Here is a 12,518-nt window from a genome sequence, read left to right as displayed (position 1 = left end):
GATGTGCATGGCCCGGGCCCCTGGAATTCGCCGGTGGGGCCCGGGCCATGACGTGCTGCCTGGGGTGCCGTCAGCCTTCGGGCGTCAGGTCCGGATCCGGACCGAGGTCCAGGTCCTCCAGGTCGGGCATCTCGGACAGGTCCGGGATCAGGTTCTCCAGCTCCCGGAAGTCGTCCGCCCGCTTGTAGACGTGCGTCTCGCCCGAGGACCAGGAGACCGTCAGCGTCCCGCCGTCGAGGTCGACGGCGCCGGGGCCGAGGTCCCGGCAGTCCTCCATGGCGAGATGACCGGCCGCGAAGGCGCCCGTGCAGGTGCGCTCCTCGGCCAGGTCCGAGAAGGACACCAGCCCGCTCATGACGACCATGAAGCTGTCGTCGGGCTCGTAGCCGGTGATCCAGGAGCCCTCGAGGTCGGCGGCGGTCAGGCCGGTGCCCCCGGGCGGGGTGTCACCGGCGGCGTCGCCGGACTGCCCGCCGCTGCCGTTGTCGCCGGAGGCGTCGCCGCCCCCGTCGGCGGAGCCGCCGCTGTCGCCGCCGCAGCCGGCCAGGAGCAGGGCCACCGCCGCTGCGGCGGCGGGCACCGCCAGTCGTCCTGCCTCACGCATGGATCCCCCGTTGATCGCGTGCATGCGGTCGCTTCTCACTCCGGCCGGGTCAGAAGTCGAGGTCGAGGCCGCCCATGTCGCCGCCCAGGTCACCGAGGTCGAGGTCCTCCAGGCCCGGGATCTTGTTGTAGGTCTCGGTGGTGCCGCTGGACCAGGCGACCTGGAGCGTGTCGCCGTCCAGGGCCAGGGTGCCCTCGGTGAAGTCGGAGCCCAGCAGGCACTCCAGGGTCACCGTGCCGTCTGTGACGGTCCCGTTGCACAGGTCCGCCTCGTCCCCGCTGAGCGGCACCGCCATGGTGGCCTCGTCGGCGGAGAAGATCAGGGTGTTGGCCTCCGCGCCGGACAGGTCGGCGGTCCACCAGCCCTCGAGCTCCGCCGCGCTGGGCGCCTCGCCCGCCGGGGCGTCGTCCGCCGCGTCATCGGCGGCGTCGTCGGCCGCGTCGTCGCCACCGCCGGTGGTGGACTCCTGCTGGGAGTCGTTGCCCTTGGCGTCGTCGTCCTTGGAGTCGCTGCCGCACCCGGTCAGGATGAGAGCCGCCGCGGCTATCGCGGCGGGAGCGGCCAACCGTACTGCCTTGCGCATGTGTTCCCCTCATGCAGTGATGTGAGGGCACTTTATCCGGAGCCAACGACAGTCCCGACGAAAAGGGGCACGATCATCACATCGGTTACGCACCTATTGCGGTGGCGATTCCGCGCCGATACCTCGGGGCGGTCCGGTGCCGGGGCGCGTTCGGGCAGGACGGACACCTCCGGCGACCCGGCGACCCGGCGGGCCGGGCGGGGCAGCGGGGAACGCCGGGCCCGATCGTGCCGGGAACGAAGACCACGCCGTCCGGACCGGGTTGACGCCGATCCCGCAGGGGCACCCGGCCGGTCGCCCCTGCGGGCCCCCCGCGTGATGCCGCCGTCGTGCGTCCGGCCCGCCGGGCCGGACGCACGACGTACGACCGGGTCCGCTACGCGCCGCCGCCGTCCGGGGCGGCGGCGGGCGGTGCTCCCCGGGTCGGCTCGATCCGGCCGGTCACCTCGCCCAGGCCGATCCGGCTGCCCCCGGGCCCCGGCGCCCAGGCGCTCAGCGTCACCTCGTCGCCGTCCGCCAGGAAGGTGCGCTCGCCCCCGGCCCCGGCCGGCAGCCGCAGCGGCTCCGTGCCGCTCCAGGTCAGTTCGAGCAACGAGCCCCGCTCGCCCGGCTCCGGTCCCGAGACGGTGCCGGAGGCGAACAGGTCACCGGTGCGCAGGCTCGCGCCGTTCGCCGTGAGATGGGCCAGCTGCTGGGCGGCCGTCCAGTACATGGACGAGAACGGCGGCTCGCTGATGAGTTCGCCGTTCAGGTGGACCGACAGCCGCAGGTCGTACCCCTGCGGCTCGGCGCCCGGGCCCGTGTCGTCCAGGTACGGCAGCAGCGGGTGGCTGCGCGGCGGCGGGGCCACCGCGGCGTGCTCCAGGGCCTCCAGCGGCGTGATCCAGGGCGAGAGCGAGGTCGCGAAGGACTTGCCGAGGAACGGGCCCAGCGGCACGTACTCCCAGGCCTGGATGTCGCGCGCGGACCAGTCGTTGAGCAGTGCCACGCCGAAGACGTGGTCGCGGAAGGCGGACCGGGGCACCGGCTCGCCCGGCGTCGAGGGGGCGCCGACGACGAAACCGACCTCCGCCTCGATGTCCAGGCGGCGGCTGGGCCCGAAGTCGGGGGCATCGGCGCCCGGCGGCCTGCGCTGGCCCGAGGGGCGGACCACCGGCGTGCCGGAGACCACGACGGTGCCGGCGCGGCCGTGGTAACCGATCGGCAGATGCTTCCAGTTCGGGGTGAGCGGCTCGCCGTCCGGGCGGAACATCCGGCCGACGTTGGCGGCGTGGTGTTCGCTGGCGTAGAAGTCGACGTAATCGGCCACCTCGAAGGGGAGGTGGAAGACCGGGGCAGGGGATTCAGCGGCCGGGTGGAGGGGGAGAAGCAGCGGGGAAACGGTTTCCCGGTGCGCCGGGTTGCCGAGCCAGTCGCGCAGGGCGGCGCGTACGGACTGCCACACCGGCCGTCCGGCGGCCAGCAGCGGGCCCAGGGAGGGGGCCTGGAGCAGCGGGGTGTGGGGTGAGCCGAGGGCGCGGGCGGCCGCGCCGGCGTCCAGGACGTGGTCGCCGTACCGGACTCCGATCCGGCGCCGGGTGGGATCGCCCGGGGCGCCGGGGGTGTCCGGGCCACCGGGGGAGCCGGGCGTGCTGAACACTCCGTACGGCAAGTTGTCGAGACCGAAGAGATCCTGGGGAGTGACGGCCATGCGGTGCCTCGCCTTCGAGGTCGTCGGTTACGGGGCGGGGACAGCGTATGCCGGGTCGCTTGACGGGTACGCGCCGCTGATGGGGATGTGCCCGTGGTGATCCTTTGGTGACCGGCTACGCTGCCCAGGGACATGGCAACGGAGACAGGAGAACGCTCGTGACCGTCGTAGGTCCGTTCGGGGTGAGCGTGCGGGACCAGGCTCTGGAAGTGGACGTCCAGGCCGGTCTGGCGGCTGTCGAGGCGGGTCTGATAGAGGCCACGAAGAGCGATGTCCCCTTCATCACGGAGGCCGCCCAGCATCTGGTCCGGGCCGGGGGCAAGCGCTTCCGGCCGCTGCTGGTGATGCTTGCCGCGCGGTTCGGGGATCCGTACGCGCCGGGGGTCGTGCCGGCCGCGGTCGTGGTGGAGCTGACGCATCTGGCGACGCTGTACCACGACGACATCATGGACGAGGCGGAGGTACGGCGCGGGGTGCCCAGCGCCAACGCCCGCTGGGACAACTCGGTGGCGGTGCTGACCGGGGACTTCCTCTTCTCCCGGGCGTCCACGATGGTGGCCGACCTGGGTCCCGCGGCGGTCAGGATCCAGGCCGAGGCGTTCGAGCGCCTGGTGACGGGGCAGTTGCAGGAGACGGCGGGGCCCGGCAAGGGCGAGGACCCGGTGGCCCACTACCTGGATGTGATCGCCGGGAAGACCGGGTCGCTGATCGCGGTGGCCGGGCGCTTCGGGGCGATGATGTCCGGCGCCGACGAGGACGTGGTGGACGTGGTCACGCAGTTCGGTGAACGGATCGGGGTCGCCTTCCAGCTGGCGGACGATGTGCTCGACATCGCCAGCGACGGGGGCGAGTCGGGGAAGACACCGGGCACCGATCTGCGCGAGGGCGTGCCGACGATGCCCGTGCTGCGGCTGCGGGAGATGGCCGAGCAGGGCGGTGCGGCGCAGGACCGGCGGCTGTGCGAGCTGATCGCCGGTGACCTGAGCGACGACGCGCGGCTGGCGGAGGCGCTGGCCGGGCTGCGGGCGCACCCGGCGCTGGAGGCGGCGAAACGCGACACGCTGCGGTTCGCGGACGAGGCGCGAAGATGCCTGGCGCCGCTGCCCGACGGGCCGGCGAAGGCGTCGATGGCCGCGCTGTGCGATCTGGTCGCGGACCGCACGCGGTAGGGCCGTCGCGGCGGTGACATGAGGAAGGGGCGGTGCCTGCGCACCGCCCCTTCCTCATGTCCGCGTGTCCCGGAGACCCCCGTGGGGAGAAACCCTTACGGGTTTCGTACTCCGCGGGCCGGGCGGTCTACTCCGCGGGGAGGAGACGGGAGCCTCCCGGCGAAGGATGTCGAAAGGCCATCCGGCTGGTGCAATTGAGATTGCTTGGGGTGACGGGGGATCGAAGGCCGTTCGCGGACAGATGGGGATGAGAGTGACATGGGACTGAACGCGCGCATCCGCCGGGTGGGACTGCCGGTGGCCGTGGTGGTGGGAGCCGCCGCGATCGGGGCGGGTGTGTGGCCGGCGATCGCCAGTGACGGGGCACCGGACCTGCCCGACGTCTCGGCCGAAGAACTGCTGGTGCGGATCGCGGAGTCCGACACGACGCAACTGTCCGGCACGGTACGGGTCCAGGCCGATCTGGGGTTCTCGGGGGTGGCGGAGCTGGCCCGTGGCCTGGACGGCCCCGCGGGGCGGCTCGCGGATCTGGCGGGCGGCACCAGCACGCTGCGGATCGCCGTGGACGGCCCGGACCGGCAGCGGCTGGCGCTGGTGGAGGGCACCTCGGACCGCTTCGCGCTGATCCACCGCGGCCAGGAGGTCTGGGCGTACGACAGCGACAGCAACATCGCCTACCGGGCCGAGGTTCCGCTGGACGCGGAGCGCGGGGAGCCGGGGGCGGACGAGCTGGGGATGGCGCCGCAGGTGACCCCGCAGGCGGCGGTGGAGCAACTGCTGGAGCGGGCCGGTGAGGTCGCCGACGTCTCGGTGGACGGCACGGCGCGAGTGGCGGGGCGCAGTGCCTATCAGCTGCTGGTGGAGCCGAGGGACGAGGCGGGCGGCTCGGTGGAGTCGGCGCGGATCTCGGTGGACGCGGAGACGGGGGTGCCGCTGGCGGTGACGATGGTGGGCCCCGACGGGCCGCTGGTGGACCTGGCGTTCTCCCAGATCACCTACGGGCAGCCGTCGGGCGGCAGCTTCGACTTCACCCCGCCGCGGGACGCGACGGTGGTGGACATAGCGGCCGGTGATCCGCTCCCCGGGCTGCTGCCGGACGCGGTGCCGGACTTCCTGGCGGAGCTGCCGGTCCACTGACGGGCCGGGGCGGTCCGGCCCGGGGCGGCCGGGCCGGGCAATGACGCGCGGGGGCAGCTGGCCCGGCCCTGGCGGCCCTGGCGGGCTGGGCGGGTCAGGCGGCGCAGAAGACGTTGCCCTCGGGATCGGCCATGACCCACCAGTGGCCGGCCATGCCCTGGTCGACCTCACGGACGCGGGTGGCGCCCAGGGTTTCGAGGCGCTCGACGAGTTCGGTGAGGTGGCCGCGCTCACCGTGGACGTCGATGTGCAGCCGGTTCTTGCCGCTGTGCGCACTGCCTTCGGGCACGTTCTGGAACAGGATGCGGTGGCCCCGGCCGATGCCCGTCGCCGGGTCGTACGGCTCGTCGGGGTGCCGGACGGCGGCGAAGGCGGCCCAGACATGGCGGCCGTGATGCTCGGTGAGTGCGTCCTCGTCGATGTGCCCGGCGGCCAGCAGGCCGTCGATGAGGGTGCTGTGGTCCTCGACGGTGTAGCCGAGCGCGCCCGCCCAGAAGTCGGCCAGACGGTGGGCGTCGGCCGTGTCGACGACGAGTTTCCAGTGGAGCGCGGGTGTCGCTGCTGCGGTCATGTAACTCGTTATACTGGTTACATGGCTGGCACGGCAACTCACCACGGGATTCCGCTGCGCTCGGGTTCCGGACTGTCCTACCGGTTCGACCCCGGGGCACTGGGCTTCGAGCTGCTGCCCACCGGCGGGCCGGACTGGATGGCGCGCTACGAAGTGCTGCACACCCCCGAGGACCTGCGCCGCTGGGTGGGCCAGAGCCGCCTCGACCCCACTCCGGAGCCGGAGATCGGCGCCGAGGACGTACCGGCCGCCCGGGCCCTGCGGGACGCGCTGTGGCGCATCGGGCTCGCCCGGGTCGCGGGGGAGGGGCCCGCCGACGCCGACCTCGCCACCCTGAACGCGGCGGCGGCGCGTCCGCCGCTGGTCCCGGTGATCGGCCAGGACGGCGCGGCGGGCTGGGCGGCACCGGCCACGGGCGCGCAGGTGCTCTCGACGGTCGCCCGGGACGCGATAGCGGTCCTCACCGGCCCCTACGCGGACCGGATCCGGATCTGTTCGGGAGACAACTGCGCGCTGATGTACGTGGACACCTCACGGCCCGGACGGCGCCGCTGGTGCGCGATGGAGAACTGCGGCAACCGGCACAAGGTCCGGGCCCACCGTGCCCGGCAGAGCGGCGAGTAACGGCCACGGCGGCGGTCGCAGGACTGTCCCCGAGAGCTTCCGGCCCCCGCCTCCGTCCGCCTCCCGGACCCCGGTGCTGTCCCGGGGCCGTCAGCCGGCTGCTCCGGCCGACGGTGTCTCCTCGTCGGGCAGTGGGTGCCCCGGCTCGGGCGGCGCGAGGGCTCGTCCGCACACGGCGTGCGTCCAGTGCACCTCGTCCGCGCTCGCGTCGAACCCCCGCCCGGGCCCCCGCCCCGGGCGCCCCACCGGAGCGCGCTGTGTCATGGCTCGCCCACCTCTCTGGTCAGTGTCCGAGAGGGGGATGCCCGGTGCGGGGCCCGGACATGCCCATGACGGTCTAGCGGGAGAGCAGGCCGTCCAGATAGTCCTCCAGCCGGGCCTGGAGGAGGGAAGGGGTGAGGTCGGTGCGGCCCAGGGTGCGCCAGGGGGTGGCGACCTTCTCCGCGTCCGGCGCGTACGCCAGCGCGTCCAGCAGCCGCCAGTAGCGGCGGTCCGCCGCGTCGGCGGACAGGGCGCCGCCGGCCCGCTCGTAGTGGCCGGGGAACGCCAGGCCCGCCGCCGGGCCGTGCAGCAGGGCCAGGGCGGTGGCGCAGTGCGCCACGTCCAGGTCGGCCGGGCCCCAGGAGGTCTCCACCCAGTCGACGACGCCGCTGACGGTGTCCCCGTCGAGGAGCACATTGCCCGGGTGGAAGTCCCGGTGCAGGAACAGCGCCCGGTGCGGCGGCGGTTCGCGGTCGATGGCCGCGATCGCGTGTTCCCACAGGCCGGGGCGGCCGGTGCGCTCGGGGCGGCGCACCCGGGCGGGGGTGGTCCACGGCTGGTACGTGCGCGGCCGGTCCGCCGCGGCGACCGGGAGCCGGTGGATGCGGGCCAGCTGGCCGGCCAGTACGGCGGCGCGGGTCTGCGCGCCCTCGTCGGTGACCCGGACGGAGCCGGGCAGCAGCGTCATCAGCAGCGAGGGGTACGCGCAGTGCTCGGCCGTCGCGTCCACCCCCAGCAGCCGGGCGGCCGGGATGTCCGTACCGGCCAGCAGCCGCAGGACGTTCGCCTCCCGGGTGAGCAGCCCCTCCGCGTGCCGCAGGAAGAACGCGTCGGTGAAGGTGCGCAGCACCAGGCCGCGCCCCGCGGTGGTGGTCAGCCGGCGGATCTCGGAAGTCCAGCCGCCGGCCAGCGGCGCCACCGCCTCGACCCGTTCGCCGTCCGCCAGATGACGTTCCACCCACTGCCTGGTGCGTTTCCGCATGGCCCGCAGATTAGCGGGGAACGGGCGCGGCGGTCTCGGCCGGTGCGGGGGTGTGGGCTGCCACCGTACGGCGGGTGCGGCGGGCGGTGCGCAGCGCGTCGACCGTCAGGACGCACAGCGCGGCCCAGATCAGCAGGAAGCCGGCCCAGCGCTCGGGCGGCATCTCCTCCTGGAAGACGGTGAGGCCGAGCAGGAACATCATGGTGGGCGCGATGTACTGCATCAGTCCGACGGTGGACAGCGGCAGCCGGACGGCGGCGGCGCCGAAGAAGATCAGCGGCAGGGCGGTGGCCACCCCGCTGGCGACCAGCAGCAGGGCCTGTCCCGGACCGTCGGCGGTGAAGCCGGAGTCACCGCGCGCGGTGAGGTAGACGAGGTAGCCGATGGCGGGCAGGAACTGGAAGGCGGTGTCGGCGCTGAAGCCCTGCACCCCGTCCAGGCCGGTCTGCTTCTTCACCAGGCCGTAGGCGGCGAAGGAGAGGCTGAGCGTCAGCGCGATCCACGGCACCTGGCCGTAGGCGAGGGACATCACCAGTACGGAGGTCATGCCGATGCCGACCGCCACCCACTGGAGGCGGCGCAGCCGTTCGCCCAGCAGCAGCACGCCGGCGGCGATGGACAGCAGCGGGTTGATGAAGTAGCCGAGGGAGGATTCCAGGACCCGGTCATTGGCGATGGCCCAGATGAACAGGCCCCAGTTGACCGAGATCAGCGAGGCGGACAGGGCCACCATCGCCAGGCGCTTGGGCTGCCGCAGCAGCTGGGGTATCCAGGCCCAGCTGCGGACGACCGCGAGGATGATCAGCACCGTCGGCAGCGACCACACGATGCGGTGGGCCAGGATCTCGAAGGCCCCGAGGTCCTCCAGCAGCCGCCAGTACAACGGCAGCAGCCCCCACATGCCGAAGGCCGCGAACCCGAACGCCATTCCGGCCCGGCCGCCGCCCGCCCCTGAACCCACCGCTGCCTCCTTGTGATGCTGTCAACCTGCAAGAAGGTAGCGCCTGGGTGGGCCGTTGTCATTCCCGTTCGGAGCTATTGGTCCTGTCGCGTTGGTTACGCCAGGTGCGAGAGATCGATGTCGATCGCGAACGGCACGCCCAGCTTGAGCTGATCGTGGTGGATGCCGGTGAGCAGGTACGCCCTGGTCGCCGGGTCGACCTCATAGACATAGACAGCGGTCCGGCCCGACTTCTTGTCGTGCTCCACCCGCCAGAAGTGCGGAATGCCCGCCGCGGCGTACTTCCTGGGCTTCACCTCGCGGTCCCGCTTCAGGGAATCGGCCGAGACGACCTCAATGGCCAGCACCACGTCCTCGGGCAGGAACGAGGTCTGTTCGGGGCCGGTGTAGGCGGTCGCCTTCACCGCCATGACATCCGGCTCCGGGCGGTCCCGCTTGCCCAGGGTGACGGTCATCTCCCGGAAGATCTCCAGCCCTTCGGGGGCCAGCCGCAGAAGCTCGTTCTCCAGAAGTCGCATGGCCCTGGAGTGGAAGGCGGTCTGCGGACTCATCATGACAAGGCTCCCGTCGATCAGCTCCGTGTGGGGAGGCAGATTCGGCAGCCGGTCCAGGTCGTCGGCGGTGTAGCCGCCCACCGGAGGGCGCGGCCAGTCGTACTCGGGCTCGTGCTCGACATTCATCACTGCTCCCATGAGCCAGATCCTCGCCGACGAATCCAGCGTACGCGCCAAAAACGACAATCTCCCACTCGAACGTGCGAGCGGGAGATTGTCGGGTTGACGGATGGGGTGGAGATCAGCCCGCCACGGTCCAGGTGTCGTTGCCCTGGAGCAGCGCGGACAGATCGCCCTTGCCCTTGCGGTTGACGGCCTCGTCCAGCTGGTCCGCCATCAGGTCGTCGTACACCGGACGCCGCACGCTGCGCAGCACCCCGATCGGGGTGTGGTGCAGGGTGTCCGGGTCGGCCAGCCGGGACAGCGCGAACGCCGTCGTCGGGGAGGCGGAGTTCGCGTCGTGGACCAGCACCCGGGAGACGTTCTCCGGCGTGATCTCCGCGACCTCCATGTCGCCCGTCTCCTGGTTGCGGAAGACACCCTTGGTGCCCAGGCCGTCCTCGCCCGGCAGGCCGAAGCGGATCGGCTCGCCGTGCTCCAGGCGGATGACCGCCTCCTGCGCCCGCTGCTTGTCCTTCAGCGCCTCGAACGCACCGTCGTTGAAGATGTTGCAGTTCTGGTAGATCTCGATCAGCGCCGAGCCCTTGTGCTCCGCCGCCGCCCGCAGCACCGAGGTGAGGTGCTTGCGGTCCGAGTCCACCGTCCGTGCCACGAACGACGCCTCCGCGCCCAGCGCCAGCGACACCGGGTTGAACGGGGTGTCCAGCGAGCCCATCGGGCTGGACTTGGTGATCTTCCCGCCCTCGGAGGTCGGGCTGTACTGGCCCTTCGTCAGGCCGTAGATCCGGTTGTTGAACAGCAGGATCTTCAGGTTGACGTTGCGCCGCAGCGCGTGGATCAGGTGGTTGCCGCCGATCGACAGCGCGTCGCCGTCGCCCGTGACCACCCACACCGACAGGTCCCGCCGCGAGGTCGCCAGGCCGGTCGCGATCGCCGGGGCGCGCCCGTGGATGGAGTGCATCCCGTAGGTGTTCATGTAGTACGGGAAGCGGCTGGAGCAGCCGATGCCGGAGATGAAGGCGATGTTCTCCTTGGCCAGGCCCAGCTCGGGCATGAAGCCCTGCACGGCCGCCAGCACCGCGTAGTCACCGCAGCCGGGGCACCAGCGGACCTCCTGGTCCGACTTGAAGTCCTTCATCGACTGCTTGGCGCCGGCCTTGGGCACCAGCGACAGCGCGTCGATCACGGGAAGAGCCTCAGTGGTCATCGGAGGGGCCCCTTTCGGCGTCCTGGATGGCGTTCGCGAGCTGCTCCGCCTTGAACGGCAGCCCCGTCACCTGCGTGATGGACTCGACATCGACCAGATACCGGGCGCGCAGCAGCGAGGCCAGCTGGCCCAGGTTCATCTCCGGGACGACCACCCGGTCGTAGCCGGCCAGCACCTGGCCCAGGTTCGCCGGGAACGGGTTCAGGTTCCGCAGGTGCGCCTGCGCCACCGTGCCGCCCGCGCGGCGGATGCGCCGTACGGCGGCCGTGATCGGCCCGTACGTCGAACCCCAGCCCAGCACCAGCGTCCGCGCGTCCGCGCCCGGGTCGTCGACCTCCAGCAGCGGGACGTCGATCCCGTCGACCTTCGCCTGCCGGGTGCGCACCATGAACTCGTGGTTGCTCGGCGAGTACGAGATGTTGCCCGTGCCGTCCTGCTTCTCGATGCCGCCGATGCGGTGTTCGAGCCCCGGCGTGCCGGGGATCGCCCACGGGCGCGCCAGCGTCTGGGGGTCACGCTTGTACGGCCAGAAGACCTCGTTGCCGTCCTCCAGCGTGTGGTTCGGCCCGGTGGCGAACGACACCCGCAGGTCGGGCAGTTCGGAGACCTCCGGGACCCGCCACGGCTCGGAGCCGTTGGCCAGGTAGCCGTCGGAGAGCAGGAAGACCGGCGTGCGGTACGTCAGCGCGATCCGCGCCGCGTCCAGCGCCGCCGTGAAGCAGTCGGCCGGGGTCGCCGGGGCCACGATCGGCACCGGGGCCTCGCCGTTGCGCCCGTACATCGCCTGGAGCAGGTCCGCCTGCTCGGTCTTGGTGGGCAGCCCGGTGGAGGGGCCGCCGCGCTGGATGTCCACGATCAGCAGCGGCAGTTCGAGCGAGACGGCCAGGCCGATCGTCTCCGCCTTCAGCGCCACCCCGGGGCCCGAGGTGGTGGTGACGCCCAGCGCCCCGCCGAAGGCCGCGCCCAGCGCCGCGCCGATGCCGGCGATCTCGTCCTCCGCCTGGAAGGTACGGATGCCGAAGTTCTTGTGGCGGCTCAGCTCGTGCAGGATGTCCGAGGCCGGGGTGATCGGGTACGAGCCCAGGTACAGCGGCAGTTCGGACTGCTGGGCGGCGGCGATCAGGCCGTACGACAGCGCCAGGTTGCCGGAGATGTTGCGGTACGTGCCGGCCGGGAACGCGGAGGTGGCCGGGGCGACCTCGTAGGAGACCGCGAAGTCCTCGGTGGTCTCGCCGAAGTTCCAGCCGGCGCGGAACGCCGTGATGTTGGCCTCGGCGATCTCCGGGCGCTTGGCGAACTTCGCCCGCAGGAACGCCTCGGTGCCCTCGGTCGGCCGGTGGTACATCCACGACAGCAGCCCGAGCGCGAACATGTTCTTGGAGCGGCCGGCTTCCTTGCGGGTCAGCTCGAAGCCCTTGAGCGCCTCGACCGTCAGGGTCGTCAGCGGCACCTGGTGGACGCTGTAGCCCTCCAGGGAACCGTCCTCCAGCGGATTGCTGTCGTAGCCGACCTTGAGCATCGCCCGGCCGCCGAATTCGTCGGTGTTGACGATGATCTCGGCGCCGCGCGGCACGTCCGCGATATTGGCCTTGAGCGCCGCCGGATTCATCGCCACCAGGACATTCGGGGCATCGCCCGGGGTGAGGATGTCGTGATCGGCGAAATGCACCTGGAACGAGGACACCCCGGGGAGGGTCCCGGCGGGGGCGCGGATCTCGGCGGGAAAGTTCGGCAGCGTGGACAGGTCGTTCCCGAAGGAAGCCGTCTCGGAGGTGAAACGGTCGCCCGTCAGCTGCATACCATCGCCGGAGTCGCCCGCGAAGCGGATGATCACCCGGTCCAGGCGCTTCACTTCCTTGGCGTCAGCGCTGCCGCGCTCCTGGCCGGACGGATCGACCTGATCGACCTGGCTGGTCACTGCTTGTAGCCCTCCTTGAGGCGGCCCTTGTCAGCCATCGTACGTGGGTAAGGATCGCCTTACTGAAGCTGATCACATCATGGACGACGGGCCTGGCCGACCCGCACCCCGTTCAAAGGGTGTCCTGTGACCCCCCT

13 protein-coding genes are annotated in these 12,518 nt (G+C 72.0%); 3 read left to right on the top strand and 10 right to left on the bottom strand.

Translation table 11 applies throughout. The annotated features are described in order from the left end of the window. Positions 1-70 precede the first annotated feature (70 nt). The 3 genes from SXIM_RS27375 to fahA form a co-directional block, all read right to left on the bottom strand. Entirely contained in the window at positions 71-628 is a 558-nt protein-coding gene (locus SXIM_RS27375; RefSeq protein ID WP_030736539.1) for a hypothetical protein, read from the bottom strand. A gap of 25 nt (positions 629-653) precedes the next feature. After that, entirely contained in the window at positions 654-1,187 is a 534-nt protein-coding gene (locus SXIM_RS10755) for a hypothetical protein (protein WP_046723760.1), read from the bottom strand. Between the two features lie 376 nt (positions 1,188-1,563). Next, on the bottom strand, positions 1,564-2,877 hold the full coding sequence (gene fahA / locus SXIM_RS10750) for a fumarylacetoacetase (protein WP_043178321.1): 1,314 nt from the start codon (positions 2,875-2,877) through the stop codon (positions 1,564-1,566). A 158-nt stretch (positions 2,878-3,035) separates the two neighbouring features. Between fahA and SXIM_RS10745 the strand changes: the two genes are divergently transcribed. Together SXIM_RS10745 and SXIM_RS10740 are read left to right on the top strand one after the other, a co-directional pair. Then, positions 3,036-4,046, top strand: coding sequence for a polyprenyl synthetase family protein (locus tag SXIM_RS10745; protein WP_030736527.1), 1,011 nt, complete (start codon positions 3,036-3,038; stop codon positions 4,044-4,046). Positions 4,047-4,304: 258 nt separating this feature from the next. Continuing rightward, positions 4,305-5,183: a LolA family protein gene (locus SXIM_RS10740; RefSeq protein ID WP_053116158.1), complete on the top strand. Its 879-nt coding sequence runs from the start codon at positions 4,305-4,307 to the stop codon at positions 5,181-5,183. A gap of 94 nt (positions 5,184-5,277) precedes the next feature. Here SXIM_RS10740 and SXIM_RS10735 read toward each other — a convergent pair whose 3' ends face one another. After that, positions 5,278-5,754: a VOC family protein gene (locus tag SXIM_RS10735; protein WP_046723758.1), complete on the bottom strand. Its 477-nt coding sequence runs from the start codon at positions 5,752-5,754 to the stop codon at positions 5,278-5,280. Positions 5,755-5,775: 21 nt separating this feature from the next. On the opposite strand from SXIM_RS10735, the gene SXIM_RS10730 reads away from it, so the two are divergent. After that, on the top strand, positions 5,776-6,378 hold the full coding sequence (locus SXIM_RS10730; RefSeq protein ID WP_030736519.1) for a CGNR zinc finger domain-containing protein: 603 nt from the start codon (positions 5,776-5,778) through the stop codon (positions 6,376-6,378). A gap of 90 nt (positions 6,379-6,468) precedes the next feature. Here SXIM_RS10730 and SXIM_RS27370 read toward each other — a convergent pair whose 3' ends face one another. The 6 genes from SXIM_RS27370 to SXIM_RS10705 all read right to left on the bottom strand — a co-directional run bounded on the left by SXIM_RS27370 (position 6,469) and on the right by SXIM_RS10705 (position 12,381). After that, the gene (locus SXIM_RS27370; RefSeq protein WP_168222760.1) at positions 6,469-6,642 is read right to left on the bottom strand and encodes a hypothetical protein; all 174 of its coding nucleotides are present in this window, start codon (positions 6,640-6,642) and stop codon (positions 6,469-6,471) included. A 73-nt stretch (positions 6,643-6,715) separates the two neighbouring features. Beyond that, entirely contained in the window at positions 6,716-7,621 is a 906-nt protein-coding gene (locus SXIM_RS10725; RefSeq protein WP_046723757.1) for a phosphotransferase family protein, read from the bottom strand. 10 nt (positions 7,622-7,631) lie between these two features. Further along, positions 7,632-8,549, bottom strand: coding sequence for an EamA family transporter RarD (gene rarD / locus SXIM_RS10720; protein WP_046725578.1), 918 nt, complete (start codon positions 8,547-8,549; stop codon positions 7,632-7,634). A gap of 128 nt (positions 8,550-8,677) precedes the next feature. Next, a complete protein-coding gene (locus SXIM_RS10715; protein WP_046723755.1) occupies positions 8,678-9,274 on the bottom strand; it encodes a Uma2 family endonuclease in 597 nt (198 codons plus the stop codon). A 103-nt stretch (positions 9,275-9,377) separates the two neighbouring features. Then, a complete protein-coding gene (locus SXIM_RS10710) occupies positions 9,378-10,463 on the bottom strand; it encodes a 2-oxoacid:ferredoxin oxidoreductase subunit beta (protein WP_030736506.1) in 1,086 nt (361 codons plus the stop codon). After that, on the bottom strand, positions 10,453-12,381 hold the full coding sequence (locus tag SXIM_RS10705) for a 2-oxoacid:acceptor oxidoreductase subunit alpha (RefSeq protein WP_030736502.1): 1,929 nt from the start codon (positions 12,379-12,381) through the stop codon (positions 10,453-10,455). Before SXIM_RS10705 ends, SXIM_RS10710 begins: the two co-directional genes overlap by 11 nt. Positions 12,382-12,518 lie beyond the last annotated feature (137 nt).

It is taken from the genome of Streptomyces xiamenensis (assembly GCF_000993785.3).
Taxonomy (GTDB): domain Bacteria; phylum Actinomycetota; class Actinomycetes; order Streptomycetales; family Streptomycetaceae; genus Streptomyces; species Streptomyces xiamenensis.
This window is presented reverse-complemented; position numbering and strand designations above follow the sequence as displayed.

What these genes read in the sequence shown, in the direction of transcription:
- SXIM_RS27370 (WP_168222760.1), bottom strand. Translation starts at nt 6,642, where the DNA reads ATGACACAGCGCGCTCCGGTGGGGCGCCCGGGGCGGGGGCCCGGGCGG.
- rarD (WP_046725578.1), bottom strand. Translation starts at nt 8,549, where the DNA reads ATGGCGTTCGGGTTCGCGGCCTTCGGCATGTGGGGGCTGCTGCCGTTG.
- SXIM_RS10730 (WP_030736519.1), top strand. Translation starts at nt 5,776, where the DNA reads ATGGCTGGCACGGCAACTCACCACGGGATTCCGCTGCGCTCGGGTTCC.
- SXIM_RS27375 (WP_030736539.1), bottom strand. Translation starts at nt 628, where the DNA reads ATGCACGCGATCAACGGGGGATCCATGCGTGAGGCAGGACGACTGGCG.
- SXIM_RS10735 (WP_046723758.1), bottom strand. Translation starts at nt 5,754, where the DNA reads ATGACCGCAGCAGCGACACCCGCGCTCCACTGGAAACTCGTCGTCGAC.
- SXIM_RS10710 (WP_030736506.1), bottom strand. Translation starts at nt 10,463, where the DNA reads ATGACCACTGAGGCTCTTCCCGTGATCGACGCGCTGTCGCTGGTGCCC.
- SXIM_RS10725 (WP_046723757.1), bottom strand. Translation starts at nt 7,621, where the DNA reads ATGCGGAAACGCACCAGGCAGTGGGTGGAACGTCATCTGGCGGACGGC.
- SXIM_RS10755 (WP_046723760.1), bottom strand. Translation starts at nt 1,187, where the DNA reads ATGCGCAAGGCAGTACGGTTGGCCGCTCCCGCCGCGATAGCCGCGGCG.
- SXIM_RS10740 (WP_053116158.1), top strand. Translation starts at nt 4,305, where the DNA reads ATGGGACTGAACGCGCGCATCCGCCGGGTGGGACTGCCGGTGGCCGTG.
- fahA (WP_043178321.1), bottom strand. Translation starts at nt 2,877, where the DNA reads ATGGCCGTCACTCCCCAGGATCTCTTCGGTCTCGACAACTTGCCGTAC.
- SXIM_RS10715 (WP_046723755.1), bottom strand. Translation starts at nt 9,274, where the DNA reads ATGGGAGCAGTGATGAATGTCGAGCACGAGCCCGAGTACGACTGGCCG.